Here is an 18100-nt window from a genome sequence, read left to right on the forward strand (position 1 = left end):
TGGTGTGTTGCCCGCGCCTTGGGACTCCGCCCCGGCCCCCCGGCGGGGACTGCGTCGCCCACACCTGTTGCGGGTCTCCGCTTGTGTGCGCCCCGGGATGTCCTCTTCCTGGGGCTCTGCCCCGGTCCCCCGGCGGGGACTTCGTCCCCTGCACCCCTTGCGCGGGGGCCATGCCCCCACCCAGGTGGCCTGTGTGCCCCCCCGGGGGTGTCCTCGTTCTGGGGTTCCGCCCCGGTCCCTCGGCGGGGACTTCGTCCCCTGCGGCTGTTGCGGCGCTCTGCTTGTGTGTCCCCGGGGTGTCCTCTTCCTGGGGCTCTGCCCCGGTCCCTCGGCGGGGACTTCGTCCCCTGCGGCTGTTGCGGGGCTCCGTTTGTGTGTCCCCGGGGTGTCCTCGTTCTGGGGTTCTGCCCCGGTCCCCTGGCGGGGGCTTCGTCCCCTGCGGCTGTTGCGGGGCTCCGTTTGTGTGTCCCCGGGGTGTCCTCGTTCTGCGGCTCCGCTCCAGTCCCCTGGCGGGGACTTCGTCCCCTGCGTCCCTTGTGGGGGCCGTGTTTCCACCCCGGCGGAGCCATCTCCGTGCTCTCGCCCTGGCCGGCCGGGCCGTCCTCGCCTCGCTGTGCCTTGGCCGTGGCGGAGCCGGTCCCCCCTCTGGCCCCCGTATCTCCGGCGGAGCCGGTCCCCTCTGGCCTGCGCTCGGTGCAAATGCCCTCGTCTTGCTGTTCCTTGCGCCCGGCGGAGCCGGCCCCTCTCGTCACCCGGTGAGAGATTTCCACCCCTCGGCCATCCGCCGGGGGTAGACGTGAGCCCGCCCCCCGGGAGCCGGGGGGCGGGCTCTTTGCGTCCTCGCGGTGGCACCGCCATGCAGCACCGCGAGGGGTTTGGGGGTTTAGCCGAAGCGGCCGGAGATGTAGTCCTCCGTGGCCTGGACCGACGGGTTGGAGAAGATGCGCTCCGTCTCGTCGATCTCGATCAGCTTGCCGGGCTGGCCGACCGCGGCCAGGTTGAAGAAGGCCGTGCGGTCCGAGACACGCGCCGCCTGCTGCATGTTGTGCGTCACGATGACGATCGTGAAGCGTTCCTTCAGCTCGCCGATCAGGTCCTCGATGGCGAGGGTGGAGATGGGGTCGAGGGCCGAGCAGGGCTCGTCCATCAGCAGGACCTTCGGTTCCACCGCGATCGCCCGCGCGATGCACAGCCGCTGCTGCTGGCCGCCGGACAGGCCCGAGCCGGGCTTGTTCAGGCGGTCCTTGACCTCGTTCCAGAGGTTCGCGCCCTTGAGGGACTTCTCGACCACGTCCGCGAGCTCGCTCTTCTTGTAGCTGCCGTTCAGGCGGAGACCCGCGGCCACGTTGTCGAAGATCGACATCGTGGGGAAGGGGTTGGGGCGCTGGAAGACCATGCCGACCTCGCGGCGGACGGACACCGGGTCCACGCCCGGGCCGTACAGGTCCTCGTCGTCCAGGAGCACCTTGCCCTCGACCCGGCCGCCGGACGTCACCTCGTGCATACGGTTCAGCGTGCGCAGGAACGTCGACTTGCCGCAGCCGGAGGGGCCGATGAAGGCCGTCACCGAGCGCGGTTCGACCGTCATCGAGATGTCCTCGATCGCCTTGTGGGCGCCGTAGTAGGCGGTCAGTCCGCTTACGTCGATTCGCTTGGCCATGTTTTCTACTTCACTTCCCGATCAGTCGCTGTATGGCCGCGTCAGCGACCGGTCTTCGGGGCCTTCCAGCGGGCGATGCCGCGGGCCACCAGGTTCAGGATCATCACGAAGGCGATCAGCGTGAGCGACGCCGCCCAGGCACGGTCGTAGGCCGCCGTCGAACCCGCGCTCTGCGAGTACTGCTGGTAGATGTACAGCGGGAGCGACGCCTGCGCACCCTCGAAGGGGTTGTTGTTGATGAACGGGTTGCCGAAGACCAGCAGCAGCACCGGAGCCGTCTCGCCCGCGATACGGGCGATCGCCAGCATCACGCCCGTGATGATGCCTCCGATCGACGTCGGGACTACCACCTTGAGGATCGTGCGCCACTTCGGGACGCCCAGGGCGAGAGACGCCTCGCGCAGCTCGTTCGGGACCAGCTTCAGCATTTCCTCTGTCGAGCGTACGACGACCGGCATCATCAGGATCGCCAGCGCCAGCGAGCCGGCGAAGCCGAACGGCTGCATGTCCAGCATCAGCATGAGGCTGAGGATGAACAGGCCCGCGACGATGGACGGGATGCCGGTCATGACGTCCACGAAGAACGTGACGGCCTTCGCCAGCTTGCCGCGCCCGTACTCGACCAGGTAGATCGCCGTCAGGATGCCGACCGGGGCGCCGATCGCCGTGGCGAGGCCCACCTGCTCCAGGCTGCCGATGATGGCGTGGTAGATGCCGCCGCCGGGCTCGGAGTCGGCGACCACGCCCATCGAGTGGGTGAGGAAGTAGACGTCGAGGACCTTCGTGCCGCGCTGGATCGTCGTCCACAGCAGGGACACCAGCGGGATGACCGCCAGGATGAACGCCACCCAGACCAGGCTGGTCGCGACCCGGTCCTTCGCCTGGCGGCGGCCCTCCACCTTCGCGGCGATGCCGTAGGTGCCGAAGACGAAGAGCAGGCCGGCGATCAGACCCCACTGGACCTTGCTGTCCAGGCCGCCGACGAGGCCGATGAGGACCGCGAGGACGAGGGAGCCGCCGGCGATGGCCCAGGGGGACCACTTCGGCAGGCTGGCCGCTCGCAGCGTGCTGGGGGCCTTGTCTGCTACTGCTGCTGTGTGGCTCATGCGTTGGCCCCCGAGTACTCCGCGCGCCGGGCGATGATCATGCGCGCCGCGCCATTGACCAGCAAGGTGATGACGAACAGGACCAGACCGGAGGCGATGAGCGCGTCACGGCCGAACTCCGTCGCCTCGTTGAACTTGCTGGCGATGTTCTGGGCGAAGGTGCCGCCGCCCGGGTTGAGCAGGCTGGCGTGGATGTCGAAGTCGGGGGAGAGGACCGTGGCCACCGCCATCGTCTCGCCCAGTGCGCGGCCGAGGCCCAGCATCGACGCCGAGATCACTCCGGAGCGGCCGAAGGGGATCACCGACATGCGGATGACCTCCCAGCGGGTGGCGCCGAGCGCCAGGGCCGCCTCCTCGTGCATCTGCGGGACCTGACGGAACACCTCGCGGCTGACGTTGGTGATGACCGGCAGGACCATCACGGCCAGCAGGATGCCCACCGTCAGCATCGAGCGCGGGGCGCCCTCGTCCCAGGAGAAGACGCCGGTCCAGCCGAAGTAGTCGTTGAGCCAGCCGAACAGACCGTCCATGTGCGGTACGAGGACCAGGGCGCCCCACAGGCCGTACACGATGGACGGCACGGCGGCGAGCAGGTCGATCACGTAGGCGATCGGGCTGCTCAGCCTGCGCGGGGCGTAGTGCGTGACGAACAGGGCGATGGCCACCGCGATCGGAACGGCGATGACCATGGCGATGATCGACGAGACCACCGTGCCGAAGGCCAGGACCGCGATGCCGAACTTCGGCGGGACGAGACCGGTGTTCCACTCGAAGGTGGTGAGGAAGTTGGCGTCGTCCTTGCTGATGGCGAGGTAGGCCCGGTAGGTGAGGAAGGCCGCGATGGCGGCCATGATCACCAACAGGAAGATGCCCGAGCCGCGGGAGAGCGCCAGGAAGATGCGGTCACCGGGTCGGGTGGCGCCGCGGGCCGCGCGCTTCTGCTCGGCGGTCTCCGTCGACGGGTTCGTGGGTGGCGGGGTGTCGTCTGTGTCTGACTTCTGCGTCGATATGTCCATGGGGGTCTCCGGTCTGCGGAGCCGCCTGCGGTCTGTGTGGGCGGCTCGGGTGGGGCCGGGTTTGTGGACGGCCCCTGGCGGCGGTGCACCGGACGGGTGCGGTCCGGACCGGGGGCTCCCCGGCACCGGACCGCACCGCTCAGATCAGCTCAGGCCCTCGATGGTGGTGCGGACCTTGGAGATGATGGCGTCGGGGATCGGCGCGTAGTCGATGCCCGAGAGGATGCCCTGGCCGTCCGTGCTGGCGATGTAGCGCAGGAACGCCTTGGTGGCGGGCAGGGTGGCGGCCTTGTTGCCCTTGTCGCAGACGATCTCGTACGTGACGAGGGTGAGCGGGTAGGCGCCGTCGGCCTTGGTGTTGTAGTCCAGCTTCAGCGACAGGTCGCTGCCGGTGCCGACGACCTGCGCGGCGGCGACGGCCTTGGTGGCGCCGTCGGAGGAGGCCTTCACCGGGGCCGCGGCACCGGTGTTGACGGCGACGGTGCCCAGACCGTCCTTGGCGTACGACAGCTCCATGTAGCCGATCGCGCCGGGGGTCGACTTGACGCCCTGGGCGACACCGGAGGAACCGGCCGCGGACTGGCCGCCCTTGGCCTGCCAGGCCTTGCCGCCGGAGTAGGGCCAGTCGGCCTTGGCGGTGGCGATCAGGTACTTGGTGAAGTTGTCCGTGGTGCCGGACTCGTCCGAGCGGTGGTACGGCTGGATCTTCTGGTCGGGCAGCTTGGCGGTCGGGTTCAGCTTCTTGATCGCCTCGTCGTTCCAGTTGGTGATCTTGCCGTTGAAGATCTTGGCGATCGTGGAGGCGTCCAGGACGAGGTTGTCGACGCCCTCGACGTTGTAGGCGACGGCGATCGGGCCCGCGACCATCGGCAGGTCGATGCCCTGGCCGCCGGAGCAGACCGACTTCGACGCGGCGACGGCGTCGTCCTTCAGGGCGGAGTCGGAGCCGGCGAAGGCGATCTGGCCCTGCGTGAACGCGGTGACGCCCGCGCCGGAGCCGGAACCCTTGTAGTTGACCTGGACGCCGTTGCAGGCCTGCGTGAAGTTCTTCACCCAGGCGTCGATCGCGTTCTTCTGCGCGGAGGAGCCGTCGGCGAGGAGCTGGCCCTTGGCGTCGTCGCACTTGATGGACCCGGCGGCGGCGGTGGCGGAGGACGAGCTGCTGCTGCCACTGCTGGAGCCGTTGTCGTCGGAGCCGCACGCCGTGAGGGCCAGGGCGCCGGAGACGGCGAGAGCACCGAGGGAGAGAGCCCGCCGGTTCATGCGCTGAAGCTTCACTTGGGGAAGATCCTTCCTGGAGCCGCCGTCCTGAATTCGGCGGCGTGCGGAGTGTGCGAAGTCTGGTCGGAACGGACGTGACCGCCTGGGTCGCGCACCGCACCGCGTAAGGCCGAAATTAGGCAGATCAGGTGAAGGCGCTTACGGGCACGGGTGAACGGCGGGTGAACCCCTGGGGACGGTGCGGTTAGGTCACGGAACGCTTACGTCGAGGACACGGCCCGGTTCCGGCGGCCACCCGGTCCTCCGTCCCTGTCATGCCGGGTCGTCCGCCTCCGTTATGCCAGGTGGAGGACGTCCAGCAGGGCGTCGACGAGCATGCGGTCCCTCGGCTGGGTCAGCCGGTCGCGGGCAGCCTGCGGCGCGAGCCAGAGGACTCGGTCGACCTCGTGGTTCGGCGTGAACGTGCCGGAGACGGCCTCGGCCGCCCAGTAGTGGACCTGCTTGGGACGGCCGTTCGCCTCGTACTCCATGGTGGGCAGCCGGGCGCCGGGCGCGGCTCGGTGGCCCGTCTCCTCCTCGACCTCCCGCAGCGCGCCCGCGAGCGGTTCCTCACCACGTTTCAGCTTCCCCTTGGGGTGCGACCAGTCGTCGTACTTGGGGCGGTGAACGAGGCACACCTCCAGTTCACCCCCAGACCGGGAGCGCCGCCACAGCACGCAGCCGGCGGCCCGGACGACGGTGTCGGTGGGGTCAGTGGCGTCGGCGGTGTCGGCAGTGTCGGCAGTGTCAGTCGTGTTGCTGGTGTTGCTGGTGCGGCTCGGGTCCGTGGTGCCAGTGGTGTTGCTGGTGTGGCGCGAGTCGGTGGGGCCAGTGGTGTCGGTGGTGCCATCGGGATTCTTCGCCGTGCTCATCCGGTACTCACCGCCTGGTGGCTCAGGGTGTGCCGATCGTCTGCTTCTGCCAGGAACGCTGGAACGCGTACCGCGCCGCCTCCACCTCATGCCGCTGGTCGGCGTGCAGCACGCCGAGCGCGTACGCCGTCGCCGGCGCGATCCGGGGCGTACGGGCCGCCTGGGCCGCCGCGGACGCCGCCTCCGAGGCGTCGCGGTGCCGGTCGAGGGCCTGGCCGGCCGAGAGCAGGCGGACGTCCAGTGGAACGCCGCGGCCGTGCACGACCTCGCAGGCGTACCGGTGCAGGCGCAGCAGCAGCCGGACCTGGTGCCAGGGCGCGTCCTGCGGATGCGGGGCCGGCTCCGGGGAGAGGCCGTGGATCAGGGCCTCCGCGTTGTACGGGCTGCCCGCGGTCAGCAGCGGGAGCGCGGCGACCGCGTCGGACAGGCGCTCCTCGGCCGCCCGGGCGAGCGGGCGCAGGTCGGTCGTGGGGGCGACGGGGGTGAGGGGGACCTCGCTGGCGAGGACGGCCACCTGATCCGCGACGGCGTGGAAACGGGAGGAGCCGAGGGCTTGCAGGGCGGTGGAGTGGGCCCGGGTGCGGGCGAGGGTGAGCTGACGGTCCAGCAGGGCGCCCGCCTTCGCCGCGCCCACGGTCAGGTTGCCGCGGTCCGGGACCGCCGTCGGCCGGTGGGCGGCGGCCCGGTCGACCACCCGGTCGGCGGCCCGGTCACCCGCGCTCCGGCCGGCCGGCTGGGCCGGGACGGGCGGCGGTGCGGGCGTCGGGGCGGTGCCCGACAGCCGGTTCAGCGCCAGCAGCAGCCGCTCCAGCCGGGCCCCGTACGCGTGCTCCAGGGCCAACGTGCCCGACAGCCACGCCAGTTCGGGGCGGATGCCCTCCGACCACTCGGCGTCGAGGAGCGGCCGGAAGGTGTGCAGACTGCCGCTGATGCGGCGGGCCGAGCGGCGCAGGGCGCGCACCGCGTCGACGCGCTCCTCCGCGCCGCCCGCGGCGCCGTTCGCCGCGCCGCTCGACGAGCCGTTCGCCGTCGCGCCCCCGCTCTCGCGGTGCAGGCGCAGGGCGCGCAGGAATTCCGTGGCCTGGTCACGGAGGTAGCCCGCGAGGGCGTCCCCCGTGGTCACGGGCCCGGCCTGGGGGTCCGTCAGGTCATGGTGTCGCTGTGCCACGCCGGCGCCTCCGCGCGTCTATGAGCATCTCCTGGATGTTGCGCAGGGGCGCGCCGTCCGTGTCCGTCGCGTGCCGGATCCAGTCGCCGTCCGGGCCGAGGTGCCAGGAGGAGGTGGAGTCGGACATACCGGTCTCCAGCATCCGGTTCAGGGACGCTCGGTGGGCCGGGTCGGTGACCCTGACCAGGGCCTCGATACGCCGGTCGAGGTTGCGGTGCATCATGTCGGCGCTGCCGATCCACACCTCGGGCTCACCGCCGTTGCCGAAGCCGAAGACACGGGAGTGTTCGAGGAAGCGGCCCAGTATCGAGCGGACCCGGATGTTCTCCGACAGCCCCGGCACGCCCGGGCGCACCGCGCAGATGCCGCGCACCCACACGTCGACCGGCACGCCCGCCTGGGACGCGCGGTAGAGGGAGTCGATGAGCGCTTCGTCGACGATCGAGTTGACCTTGATGCGGATGTGCGCGGGACGTCCGGCGCGGTGGTGCTGGACTTCCTTGTCGACGCGCGAGATCAGGCCGTCGCGCAGGGACTTGGGGGCGACGAGCAGCCGGCGGTAGGTCTCGCGGCGGGAGTAGCCGGACAGCCGGTTGAACAGGTCGGAGAGGTCCGCGCCGACCTGCGGGTCCGAGGTGAGCAGACCGAGGTCCTCGTAGAGCCGGGCCGTCTTCGGGTGGTAGTTGCCGGTGCCGACGTGGCAGTAGCGGCGCAGGGTGTCGCCTTCCTGCCGGACCACCAGCGACAGCTTGCAGTGCGTCTTCAGGCCGACCAGGCCGTAGACGACGTGGCAGCCGGCCTCCTCCAGTTTGCGCGCCCACTTGATGTTGGCGTGCTCGTCGAAGCGGGCCTTGATCTCGACCAGGACGAGGACCTGCTTGCCGGCCTCGGCGGCCTCGATGAGCGCGTCGACGATCGGGGAGTCGCCCGAGGTCCGGTACAGGGTCTGCTTGATGGCGAGGACGTCCGGGTCGGCGGCCGCCTGCTCCAGGAAGGCCTGGACGGAGGTGGAGAAGCTGTCGTAGGGGTGGTGCAGGAGCACGTCCCGGGAGCGCAGCGCCGCGAAGACGTCGGGCGCGGACGCCGACTCGACCTCGGCGAGGTCGCGGTGGGTGCCGGCGATGAACTTCTTGTACTTCAGCTCGGGACGGTCGAGGCCGTGGATGCGGAAGAGACCGGTGAGGTCGAGGGGGCCGGGCAGCGGGTAGACCTCGGCCTCGGAGATCTTCAGCTCGCGCACCAGCAGGTCCAGCACCTCGCGGTTGATGGACTCCTCGACCTCCAGGCGCACCGGCGGCCCGAAGCGGCGCCGCATGAGTTCCTTCTCCAGGGCCTGCAGGAGGTTCTCGGCGTCGTCCTCCTCGACCTCGAGGTCCTCGTTGCGGGTGAGCCGGAAGGCGTGGTGCTCCAGCACCTCCATGCCCGGGAAGAGCTCTTCCAGGTGCGCGGCGATGACGTCCTCGATGGGGACGTAGCGGCCGGGAGAGCTCTCCAGGAAGCGGGAGAGCAGCGGCGGCACCTTGACGCGCGCGAAGTGCGGGTGGCCGCTGACCGGGTTGCGCACGACGACCGCGAGGTTCAGGGAGAGCCCCGAGATGTACGGGAAGGGGTGCGCGGGGTCCACGGCGAGGGGGGTGAGGACGGGGAAGATCTGGTGCCGGAACAGCGTGAAGAGGCGGGCCTGCTCCTTCTCCGTCAGCTCGCTCCAGCGGACCAGGTGGATGCCCTCCTCCGCGAGGGCGGGAGCGATGTCCTCGTGGTACGTCGCGGCGTGCCGGGCCATGAGCTCGCGCGAGCGGGCCCAGATCATCTCCAGCACCTCGCGCGGCTGGAGACCGGAGGCGGAGCGGGTGGCGACGCCGGTGGCGATGCGGCGCTTCAGTCCGGCCACCCGGACCATGAAGAACTCGTCCAGGTTGCTGGCGAAGATGGCGAGGAAGTTCGCGCGTTCGAGGAGGGGGGTGTTCGGGTCCTCGGCGAGCTCCAGGACCCGCTCGTTGAACGCGAGCCAGCTGCGCTCCCGGTCGAGGAAACGACCCTGGGGCAGCTCGGGCCCGTCGTACGGCGACTCCTCGTAGGCGTCGAGGTCCGCGTCGATGTCGGGTTCCAGGTCGGAGACCGCGGCCGACACGGTGTGCGGGCGGTGCGCGGCTATGGAGCCCACTGAGGGCTGTGCGTGCTGGACCTGTGCCGTGGCGTCTGACTGGCTCATAAACCCATTCTTCCGCGCCAGCAGCGTGACAGGCGCGTCGGAACGTGCGGGCGGGATCGCGGCGGTCCCTTTGGGGGGCTGATCCCCTTCGGGGGGCGGCGAATGCTCGGGCACGGCGGGGTTCATTCACCGAGCGTCGCAAGGTCATCTGAACCGACGGTTACGGCGACATGGCGTGCGGGATATCGGGGGGCGGCTCGCGGGGGTGGCTCGCGGGTGTCCCGTGGGTGGCGCGGAGGGTGCTCGCGGGGTGGCGGCCGGCCGGGAAACGCAAGGGGTGCGTACGTCCTTCCCCCCGTGGAGGGACGTACGCACCCCTGGTCGCGCGGGTTCAGGCCGTGCGGCGGCGCAGCAGCCAGAAGGCGGCGGCGGTCACGGCGGCCGTGACGGCGAGCACGATGCCGGTTTCCACGAGGTGGAGCGGCCAGTAGTGGGACTCGGGGTGGTAGGTGGTGTAGAAGCCGGTGACGCCCAGGTCGTCGAAGCAGCCCCGGGTCCGGGCGGTCGAGCCGCCGTAGCACTTGGTGACGTCGAGGGACGGGACCCGGCTGCCGTGGACCAGGACGCCGCTCTCCACCTCCCACGCGGACATGGGCGGGTCGAGTACCCCGCTCTGGCCGGCGGTGACGGTCACCGTGGGCCAGAAGGACGCGCGCAGCTGCGCCACGACGTAGCCGAGCAGCCCGGTCGCGACGACGGAGACCGCGAGGGCGGGCAGCGCGCGGCGCAGCAGGAGCGCGGTGACGGCGCCGATCGCGAGGGCGCACAGGGCGTACGCGACGGTGGCCGGGCCGCGGGAGAGGTACGCGTCGTCGGACATCCAGCCGTGGTACTGAGGGTCCTGGTTGGCGCTCCAGGCCCAGCGGTACACGGGGACCAGGGCGGTGGCGCCGACGGTCACGACGAGCGCGGGCACGGCCAGCTTGGCGGCCAGCCAGCGGGTGGGGGAGACGCCCTGGGTCCAGGCGAACCGCGCGGTACCGCTCTCCAGCTCGCGCCCGATCAGCGCGCCGCCCGCGTACGCGGCCACGGCGAGGAAGAGGTACGAGATCAGCAGGCCGATCCAGTCGACCGTCACGCTGTAGCCGGTCCAGCTGATGGTCGTGTCGCACAGGTCCGGGCCCATACGGTCACAGGTTTCCGCGGCCGCGCGCGCGTCCTCGCCGGTGGCCTCGGTGATCCACACCAGCCACCCGCCCAGGACCACCACGAGGCCGGCCCAGACGACGAGGGCCGCGCGGTGCACGCGCAGCACCGCGCGGGCGGTGCCCCACGTACCGGGGCGTGGGCCGGGGCGGTCGATTGCGGCCTGGGGACTGGCGTCGGCGACGGTGGTCATACGGCGGTCTCCTTGGCTGCCTCGCCCGCGCGCGCGGTGGTGGCGGTGGTGCGCCTGAGGAGGATGAACGCGGCCACTGCGAGGGCGGCGGCGACCGTCAGGAGGAGGGCGGTCGTGGTCAGCTGGAGAGGCCAGTAGTGCGACTCGGGGTGGTAGGTGGCGTAGTAGCCGGTCGCGTCGAGCTTTTCGTAGACCGCGGCACAGCCGTCCGGGAGGGTCGACGCGCAGCCGGAGTCGGGGATGTGCGCGCCGGTGGAGGTGACCAGGCCCGAGTCGATGGTGATGCCGGCCCCGTCGGGGCCGGTGCTGAGGCTGGAGATCTTGGTGACGCCCGGCCACAGGTGCGGCAGGGCCTGGTCGGCGAGCACGCGCGCGGCGCCGACGAAGCCGAGGGCGAGGACCAGCGCGGGCAGGGTGCGGCGCACCAGCAGACCGGCCAGGGCGCCGCCGGCCAGGCCGAGCAGGGCGAACGCGACCGTGGTGGGGCCGTTGGTGTGCAGGGTGAGGTTGTCGTACCAGCTCTTGGTGGTGTCGATGCGGTGGACGCCCGCCGACCACATCAGGTGGTGCAGCGCCACCAGCAGGCCGGTGCCCGCGGCGACCAGGACGGTCGGCACGGCGAGCTTGGTGGCCAGCCAGCGGGTCGGGGACACCCCCTGCGTCCAGGCGAGCTGTGCGGTGCCGTGCTCCAGCTCGCGGCCGAACAGCGAGGCGCCCGCCCAGGCGGCGACCGCGAAGGGGAGTGCGGTCAGCGCACCGGTCGTGTACATGTACACGCTCTTGAAGCGGACGATGGCGTCCTGGTCGTACTGGCAGAGGCCGTCGTCGGGGCAGGCGCGGTACTGCCGCCAGGCGTCGGCCGCACTGTCGGTGAGCGGCCCCCACAGCCACACCAGGGCGACGGCGAGGACGACGACGAGGCCGGTCCAGGCGTACAGGGCGCCCCGGTGCAGCCGCAGCAGCCAGCGCGGTCCGGGACGGCGTTCGAGGGCGCCCTTGGAGGCGGCCGGGGAGAGGGCGAGTGCGGTCATACGGCGGCCTCCTCGGGCATGGCCGGGGTGAGCGGAGCGGCCTGCGGGTTGCGCAGGTAGGCGAGGACGAGGTCCTCCAGGGAGGGCGTCGAGGTGCGCCAGTCGTCGGCGAGCGGGCCCGCGGGCCGCACCAGGGCGGAGAGCTGACGGCCCGTGATCCGCGACTCGACGACCGTGTGCGGGGCGAGATCCCGGCCGGGGTCCCGGGCGAGGTCCGAGGCGCTGGACTGCGTCGGTGCGCTCACGCGCGTGTGGGCGGCGAGCAGGTCGTCGATCTCACCGGCGAGGCGCACCCGACCGCCGCCCACCAGCAGCAGGTGGTCGCAGGAGTCCTCCAGTTCGGCCACCACGTGCGACGACATCACGATCGTCGTGCCGTACTGCGCCGCGCAGGCCATCAGGGTGCCCATCAGCTCGTGCCGGGCCAGCGGGTCGAGGTCGGCCATCGGCTCGTCGAGGAGGAGCAGTTCGGGCTGCTTGGCCAGGGCCAGGGCGAGTGCGACGCGGGTGCGCTGGCCGCCGGAGAGGGAACGGATCTTCTGCTTCCGGTCGAGATCGCCCGCGGAAACGATCCGCTCGGCGGTGCCGGCGTCCCACCGGCCCGGGTTGAGGTCGGCGCCCACGAGCAGCGTCTCGGCGACGGTGAGCTGCGGGTACAGCGGCTTGTCCTGGGCGACGTAAGCGACACGCGCGCGTGCGGACGCCGGGTCCGTCCCGAGGACGGTGATCCGGCCCTCGGTGGGGGCCAGCAGACCGGCGGCGAGGGCGAGGAGCGTGGACTTGCCCGCGCCGTTGGGCCCGACGACGGCACAGACGCGCCCGGCGGGGAGCCGGAACGTGCAGTCGCGCAACGCCCAGCCCCCGCGTCGGCCGAAGCGCTTGCCGAGCGCGGTTGCCGCCATGGCGGTGTCGGTCATGAGGGGTCTCCCTGGGGGTGCTCTCGCTCTACACGGGCGGTGAGGGTGTCGGATACGGCGGGCTCGGTGGATACGGCGGGTGCCGTGGGTACGGCGAACTGTTCGTCGAGTACGGCTGTGAAGAGCGCGGAGACGTCGTCGCGGTCCAGTCCGGCCGCTCGGGCCCGGACCGCCCAGTCGTCCAGTTCGGTGCGCAGGGGCGAGTCGGCCGGGGCGGTGCTCAGCCCGCGCCGCACGAAGGTGCCGAGGCCGCGCCGGGCCTCCACCAGCCCGTCGCGCTCCAGCTCGCGGTACGCCTTCAACACGGTGTTCGGGTTGATGGCGGTCGCCTCGACGACCTCGCGTGCGGTGGGCAGCTTGTCGCCGGCCTGCAGCATGCCCAGGCGCAGCGCCTGCTTCGTCTGCTGGACGATCTGGACGTAGGTGGCGACGCCGCTGTGCCGGTCGATGCGGTATTCGACCACTGGACAACCACCCTTTCACTAATTGAGTAGTGAAAGGGTGGTGGAACGGAGCACGGAAGTCAAGATCGGCTGGTGGGGGCTGGTGGGGGCTGGCGGGGCAGGCGGGGGCAGTGGGGGCGTTGGGGGATGTGGGGGCGGTGCCGGTGGGTCCGAAAAAATCGTGTGGGGAATCGTGAACCGATCGGCGGGGCTCGTCCGATGAGGGGTTGTGAGCGAAACGACAAGCGACGGGGAGCTGCTGCGGGCCATCGCGGCGGACCGGGACCGTCACGCCTTCGAGGAGCTGTACCGGCGGTACGCACCGTGGCTTACCGCGCGCCTGCGCGGCCGCTGTGCCGACGCCGGGATAGTCGACGACGTCGTTCAGGAGACGTTCCTCGCGGTGTGGCGCGGCACCGCCCGCTACCGCGAGGAGAGCGCCTCCGGCGACGCCGCCGGCTGGCTGTGGCGCATCGGCGCACGCCGCCTCGTCGACGCCGTGCGCGGTGACGGAGCGCGCGGCCGGCTGCGCCAGGCACTGACCCGTCTGCGCCACCGTGACGAGGCCTCGGCGGAGGAACGCGTGCTCGCGGGGGTGGAGCACGGAGACCTCGCCGGGGCCCTCGTCCGGCTCTCGCCGGAGCTGCGGGCCGTTTTGCAGGCGACCGTCATCGACGGGCTCACCACCCGGGAGGCGGCCGTTCTGCTCGGCATCCCGCCCGGCACCGTCAAGACGCGGGCCCAGCGTGCCCGCAAGCAACTGCGGGAGGCGCTGGCATGAGGCGGTACGTGTGCGGAGTGGGCTCGCGCGTTCGCGTGGGCGGCGAGCAGTCGAGGGAGGACCTGGCATGACGTGGCACGTGGCGGAAGAAGACCTGCGCGCCTACGCGCACGGCGAGTTGGCGCCCCCCCTGCTGTGGTCCGCCGACACCCACCTCACCGGGTGCGCGCAGTGCCGGGCCCGGCTGGCGGCGACCACCGACCCGGTCGCTCTGGACGCCGGCTGGGAGCGGCTGGACGCCGAGCTGGACGCGCCGCGCCCGAGCCTGCTCGAACGGCTGCTGGTGCGGCTCGGCGTGGCCGACCACACCGCGCGGCTGCTCGCGGCGACGCCGGTACTGCGCCGCTCCTGGCTGCTGTCGGTGCTGTTCCTGCTGGTCATGACGGTGCTGGCGGTGCGCGTGGCGGACCAGCCCGCGCTGTTCCTCGCACTCGCCCCGCTGCTCCCGCTCGCAGGCGTCGCCCTGTCCTACGGACCGTCCCTGGACCCGACGTACGAGATGGCCGTCGTCGCCCCGCTGCACGGCTTCCGGCTGCTGATGATCCGTACGGTCGCGGTGCTCACCGCGGGCCTGGTCTTCAACGGGCTGGCGACGCTGGCCCTTCCGGGATACGGGCTGCTGGCCCTGGCCTGGCTGTTGCCCGCGCTCGCCCTGACCGCGACGGGCCTCGCGCTGACCGCGCGGCTGGGCCCGGTCGTCGCGGCCGCCCTGGTCGGCGGTGGCTGGCTGACCCTGCTGGTGGTGGCGACGGCCCGGACGCCCGAGCACGACACACTCGCCCCCTTCACCGCGGCGGGCCAGTCGGCCGCGGCAGCGGTGGCGGCCCTGGCCGCCCTGCTGCTCTACCAGTCCCGAGACCGCTTCGACGCCCGCCCCCTGGCCGGCTTCCCAGAAGGCGGCACACGATGACCCGCCCCCCAACCCCGACACCCCCCACCCGCGCGGCCCGCGTTCCCATGACCTCGGTTCCGGCGTCTCTCGGCCCGGCCGGCCCCGCCGCCGTCGGCCCCGCAAGCGCCGTCCCCGCCTCGGGGGCTCCCGCCTCGCAGGCGCCGGTCCCCGGCCGGGCCTTCCTGGCTCAGGCTGCCCGTTCGACTTTCAGGAGTTCCCCATGACCACGGCCTCCGCCTCCGGCTCCGGCTCCGGCTCCGGCTCCGGCTCCACCACGGTGACGGTCACCGACCTCTCCCTGCGTTTCGGCGGCACCCGCGCCCTCGACGGGGTGTCGCTGCGGCTGGGTCCTGGTGTCACCGGGCTGCTCGGACCCAACGGCGCAGGAAAGACCACCCTGTTGCGCGTGCTGGCCACGGCCGCGCCGCCCGACGGGGGCTCGTTCACGGCCCTCGGCCACGACCCGGGCACCGCCACCGGCCGCCTCAACCTGCGTCGCACCCTCGGCTACCTCCCCCAAAGCCCGGGATTCCACCCTGACTTCACCGCCTTCGAGTTCGTCGACTACGTGGCCATCCTGAAGGAGCTCACCGACCGCGCCGCCCGGCTGCGTGAGGTGCGGCGCGTGCTGGAGGCCGTCGACCTCTCGGAAGTGCGCGGCAAGCGCATCAAGCGGTTGTCCGGCGGCATGCGGCAGCGCGTCGCCCTGGCCGCCGCCCTCGTCGGCGACCCCGGCTTCCTCGTGCTGGACGAGCCGACCGTCGGCCTCGACCCCGAACAGCGCATGAGATTCCGTGAGTTGATCGCTCAGGCGGGCGAGGGTCGCACGGTGCTGCTGTCCACCCACCAGACCGAGGACGTGGCGATGCTCTGCCACCGTGTCGTGGTCCTGGCCGGCGGCCGGGTCCGCTTCGAGGGCACCCCGGCCGACCTGACGGCCCGCGCGGCCGGCCGGGTCTGGAGCAGCGCGCAACGCGACCCGAAGGCCCTGGCAGGCTGGCGCACCGGCACCGGCGCCTTCCGCAACATCGGCGAGCCGCCGACCGGCGCCGACCTCCTCGAACCCACCCTGGAGGACGGCTATCTGCTCGCCCTCGACGGCGAGAGCGCGGAGGCGTCGGCATGAGCGCCGGCCTGAACACCAGCACCCAGACGGCCGGCGAGCCGGCCCCCACGCGCACCGAGTCCCCAGGCGAGGGCCACCACGCCGGAGCGGTCCTCGCCCTTGCCCGCTTCGAGACCCGCGAACTGCTCCAACAGGTCCCGGTGCTGTTCTTCTTCGCCCTCTACGTCGGCTTCGTCGTCCTGCGGCTGATGAGCAAAGACGGCATGGACGACTTCCCCGTCCTCAACACGGTCGACCGCCGGACGCAGGTGGCACCCCTCCTCTTCGCCGTCGCCCTGCTCATCTGCACCAATTCCGCCGCACTGCGCTCGCGCAAGCACGGCACGGTCCAGCAGTTCGGCGTGCTGCCCATGGAACCCTGGCGGCGCACCCTCGCCCATGTGCTGTCCGTGATCCCCTACGCGGCACTCACCGCACTCGTCGTCGCGGCCGAGTTCACCCGGGAGGCCCTGAAGCCCGGCGCGATCGGCCACGGCTCCCTCGGGGAACTGGCCGTCGGGCCGCTGAGCGTCCTGATGGCGGGCATCACGGGCGTGCTGCTGGCGCGCCTGCTGCCCTCCCCCTTCATCCCCATACTCTTCGTCATCGCCCTGTATGTGCTGATCACCTTGGCCTCCGCCCTCCTCGGCATCGAGGGCAAGTGGGTGGGCTGGCTCTCCCCGATCCTGTTCTCCGATTCCAGCGGCGGCGACCCGGTGCCGGCCGACCTCCTCGGCCGCCCCGCCGGCTGGCACGCGCTGTATGTGACGGCGGCGTGCGTCCTGCTGGCCTGCGCGGCCCTCCTGCTCTCGGGCGGGCGTACCCGGGCGGTCAAGGCGGCGACCGCCCTCGCCCTCGCGGCCACCGCGGCCGGCGCGATCGGCCAGATCCCGCGCGACACGGCGGACCTGGACGCGGCCCGTAAGACGGCGTCCGAGACCCCGCAGAAGGTCCAGTCGTGCACGCGGTACGGCGGCTCGACGTACTGCTCGTTCCCCGAGTGGAAGGGCGTGCGGCCGGAATGGGCCGAGGTCGTCGACCGGCTCCAGTCCCTGGCGGGAGGTTCGGCGGCGCAGGTTCCACTGACGGTCCGCCAGCGCATCTACAACGGTGAGGAGGTCGACGCCGCCCTGGACCCCTCCGCCACCCCGGGCGAGGTGACCGTCGGCACACGGTGGGGCGGCAACCGCGTCCCCGAGTTCGCGGTCGGTGCCGCCTCGGTCCTGGTGGGCGGCTCGGAGAACGTGACGCTTCAGGAGATGTGTGACGCCCGCACGGTGACCGTCATGTGGCTGGTGCTGGGCGCCGACCCCACTCCGATGGCCACGTTCCAGCACGTGCGGCTGGACGACACCACCAGCGGTTCGGGCCAGGTCCTGGCCCCGACGAACGGACTGAGCATGACGGCGACGCAGACGGCGGTGGTCCGCGAACTTCTTGCCGGCCCGCGCGCCGAGATGACGGCCCGCGTCAAGGCCCACTGGGCGCAACTGACGTCCGCGAGCACGACGACCGCCCAGGCCGCGAAGCTGCTGGGCGTCGCGGTGCCGAAGGAGGCGGAGAAGTGCGAGGAGTAGGAGGACGAGAAGCGGAAGTCGAACCAGAAGCCGAACCGGAAGCGAGGCGGGTCACCGCGGCCCTGCTCCGGTCCTTGCTGCCGCCGGTGTGGCGCAGTCTCCCCTGGCCGGCGCTGGCCACGACCGGTGGGATGGGCCTGTTGCTGGCGGCGACGGTACGTCTGCCGGAGCACGCGCCGGACGCCGACCTGGGCCGGCTGGTGCTGCGCCTCACCGCGCTCACCGGAGCTCTGGGCCTGGCCTTTCTCCTGGACGACCCCGCCCGCAACACGACCGCGGCGACACCGGTGGGCCGCGCCTGGCGAACCGTCCTGCGCCTGGCCCTCGTGGTCCCGCTCACCTTCCTCTGGTGGGCGACGGCCCTGCTCCTCATCCCCGCCCCGACCCGCCCCGAACTCGGCCCGGCCACTCTGGAAGCGGCGGCGATGGCCGGCGTCGCCCTCGCCCTCGCGACGATCGCCGTCCGCTTCACCGAAACGGCGCAAGTGGGCAGAGGCACGGCGATCTGGCTGGCAGTGGCGGCCGGACTGACACTGCTGGTCCCCAACAGGTGGGGCCTGCTGGGAACGCCCCACGACCCCTACTGGGTGGCGACCCAGCTGAGATGGGCGGTGGTGCTGGGCACGACGGTGACACTGAGCGCGATATGGACACCGGAGCCTGTGAAGGGGCGCTGGTTCTTCAGCCCGTCCCGCGTTTGAGGACGAGGCGAGGAAGCCCC

The 18100-nt window shown here is 71.9% G+C and carries 15 protein-coding genes and 1 pseudogene; 5 read left to right on the forward strand and 11 right to left on the reverse strand.

What is annotated here, in order from left to right; translation table 11 throughout:
• Positions 1 to 883: 883 nt before the first annotated feature.
• From pstB to ACZ5SK_RS37360, 11 genes and pseudogenes are all read right to left on the reverse strand, one after another.
• A complete protein-coding gene (gene pstB / locus ACZ5SK_RS37310) occupies positions 884 to 1660 on the reverse strand; it encodes a phosphate ABC transporter ATP-binding protein PstB (RefSeq protein ID WP_079661380.1) in 777 nt (258 codons plus the stop codon).
• 41 nt (positions 1661 to 1701) lie between these two features.
• On the reverse strand, positions 1702 to 2766 hold the full coding sequence (gene pstA / locus ACZ5SK_RS37315; RefSeq protein ID WP_334578837.1) for a phosphate ABC transporter permease PstA: 1065 nt from the start codon (positions 2764 to 2766) through the stop codon (positions 1702 to 1704).
• Positions 2763 to 3782, reverse strand: a complete 1020-nt coding sequence (gene pstC / locus ACZ5SK_RS37320) for a phosphate ABC transporter permease subunit PstC (RefSeq protein ID WP_334578838.1) — start codon at positions 3780 to 3782, stop codon at positions 2763 to 2765. Before pstC ends, pstA begins: the two co-directional genes overlap by 4 nt.
• Before the next feature lie 144 nt (positions 3783 to 3926).
• A complete protein-coding gene (gene pstS / locus ACZ5SK_RS37325; RefSeq protein ID WP_361702100.1) occupies positions 3927 to 5060 on the reverse strand; it encodes a phosphate ABC transporter substrate-binding protein PstS in 1134 nt (377 codons plus the stop codon).
• Between the two features lie 278 nt (positions 5061 to 5338).
• Positions 5339 to 5746 (reverse strand): annotated as a pseudogene (locus ACZ5SK_RS37330) (NUDIX hydrolase); the annotation flags it as partial.
• A 190-nt stretch (positions 5747 to 5936) separates the two neighbouring features.
• Positions 5937 to 7082: a CHAD domain-containing protein gene (locus tag ACZ5SK_RS37335; RefSeq protein WP_334578841.1), complete on the reverse strand. Its 1146-nt coding sequence runs from the start codon at positions 7080 to 7082 to the stop codon at positions 5937 to 5939.
• The gene (locus ACZ5SK_RS37340) at positions 7063 to 9420 is read right to left on the reverse strand and encodes an RNA degradosome polyphosphate kinase (RefSeq protein ID WP_443041264.1); all 2358 of its coding nucleotides are present in this window, start codon (positions 9418 to 9420) and stop codon (positions 7063 to 7065) included. Before ACZ5SK_RS37340 ends, ACZ5SK_RS37335 begins: the two co-directional genes overlap by 20 nt.
• Before the next feature lie 205 nt (positions 9421 to 9625).
• A complete protein-coding gene (locus ACZ5SK_RS37345) occupies positions 9626 to 10633 on the reverse strand; it encodes a hypothetical protein (RefSeq protein ID WP_468158115.1) in 1008 nt (335 codons plus the stop codon).
• Positions 10630 to 11664, reverse strand: coding sequence for an ABC transporter permease (locus ACZ5SK_RS37350; protein WP_468577094.1), 1035 nt, complete (start codon positions 11662 to 11664; stop codon positions 10630 to 10632). Before ACZ5SK_RS37350 ends, ACZ5SK_RS37345 begins: the two co-directional genes overlap by 4 nt.
• On the reverse strand, positions 11661 to 12581 hold the full coding sequence (locus ACZ5SK_RS37355; RefSeq protein ID WP_361702105.1) for an ABC transporter ATP-binding protein: 921 nt from the start codon (positions 12579 to 12581) through the stop codon (positions 11661 to 11663). The genes ACZ5SK_RS37350 and ACZ5SK_RS37355 overlap by 4 nt, the downstream gene beginning before the upstream one ends.
• On the reverse strand, positions 12578 to 13045 hold the full coding sequence (locus ACZ5SK_RS37360) for a GntR family transcriptional regulator (RefSeq protein WP_468577095.1): 468 nt from the start codon (positions 13043 to 13045) through the stop codon (positions 12578 to 12580). The genes ACZ5SK_RS37355 and ACZ5SK_RS37360 overlap by 4 nt, the downstream gene beginning before the upstream one ends.
• 208 nt (positions 13046 to 13253) lie before the next feature.
• Between ACZ5SK_RS37360 and ACZ5SK_RS37365 the strand changes: the two genes are divergently transcribed.
• The 5 genes from ACZ5SK_RS37365 to ACZ5SK_RS37385 all read left to right on the forward strand — a co-directional run bounded on the left by ACZ5SK_RS37365 (position 13254) and on the right by ACZ5SK_RS37385 (position 18080).
• Positions 13254 to 13805 (forward strand): RNA polymerase sigma factor, encoded by a 552-nt coding sequence (locus ACZ5SK_RS37365; protein WP_334578847.1) that lies wholly within the window; start codon positions 13254 to 13256, stop codon positions 13803 to 13805.
• 67 nt (positions 13806 to 13872) lie between these two features.
• Positions 13873 to 14715, forward strand: coding sequence for an anti-sigma factor family protein (locus ACZ5SK_RS37370; RefSeq protein ID WP_334578848.1), 843 nt, complete (start codon positions 13873 to 13875; stop codon positions 14713 to 14715).
• Positions 14716 to 14917: 202 nt separating this feature from the next.
• The gene (locus tag ACZ5SK_RS37375) at positions 14918 to 15823 is read left to right on the forward strand and encodes an ABC transporter ATP-binding protein (RefSeq protein WP_334578849.1); all 906 of its coding nucleotides are present in this window, start codon (positions 14918 to 14920) and stop codon (positions 15821 to 15823) included.
• A complete protein-coding gene (locus ACZ5SK_RS37380) occupies positions 15820 to 17379 on the forward strand; it encodes an ABC transporter permease (RefSeq protein ID WP_334578850.1) in 1560 nt (519 codons plus the stop codon). The genes ACZ5SK_RS37375 and ACZ5SK_RS37380 overlap by 4 nt, the downstream gene beginning before the upstream one ends.
• Entirely contained in the window at positions 17367 to 18080 is a 714-nt protein-coding gene (locus ACZ5SK_RS37385; RefSeq protein ID WP_468577098.1) for an ABC transporter, read from the forward strand. Before ACZ5SK_RS37380 ends, ACZ5SK_RS37385 begins: the two co-directional genes overlap by 13 nt.
• Positions 18081 to 18100 lie beyond the last annotated feature (20 nt).

This window comes from Streptomyces sp. NPDC031474, from assembly GCF_055581185.1.

What these genes read in the sequence shown, in the direction of transcription:
- pstB (WP_079661380.1), bottom strand. Translation starts at nt 1,660, where the DNA reads ATGGCCAAGCGAATCGACGTAAGCGGACTGACCGCCTACTACGGCGCC.
- pstA (WP_334578837.1), bottom strand. Translation starts at nt 2,766, where the DNA reads ATGAGCCACACAGCAGCAGTAGCAGACAAGGCCCCCAGCACGCTGCGA.
- pstC (WP_334578838.1), bottom strand. Translation starts at nt 3,782, where the DNA reads ATGGACATATCGACGCAGAAGTCAGACACAGACGACACCCCGCCACCC.
- ACZ5SK_RS37340 (WP_443041264.1), bottom strand. Translation starts at nt 9,420, where the DNA reads ATGAACCCCGCCGTGCCCGAGCATTCGCCGCCCCCCGAAGGGGATCAG.
- ACZ5SK_RS37345 (WP_468158115.1), bottom strand. Translation starts at nt 10,633, where the DNA reads ATGACCACCGTCGCCGACGCCAGTCCCCAGGCCGCAATCGACCGCCCC.
- ACZ5SK_RS37350 (WP_468577094.1), bottom strand. Translation starts at nt 11,664, where the DNA reads ATGACCGCACTCGCCCTCTCCCCGGCCGCCTCCAAGGGCGCCCTCGAA.
- ACZ5SK_RS37355 (WP_361702105.1), bottom strand. Translation starts at nt 12,581, where the DNA reads ATGACCGACACCGCCATGGCGGCAACCGCGCTCGGCAAGCGCTTCGGC.
- ACZ5SK_RS37370 (WP_334578848.1), top strand. Translation starts at nt 13,873, where the DNA reads ATGACGTGGCACGTGGCGGAAGAAGACCTGCGCGCCTACGCGCACGGC.
- ACZ5SK_RS37375 (WP_334578849.1), top strand. Translation starts at nt 14,918, where the DNA reads ATGACCACGGCCTCCGCCTCCGGCTCCGGCTCCGGCTCCGGCTCCGGC.
- ACZ5SK_RS37380 (WP_334578850.1), top strand. Translation starts at nt 15,820, where the DNA reads ATGAGCGCCGGCCTGAACACCAGCACCCAGACGGCCGGCGAGCCGGCC.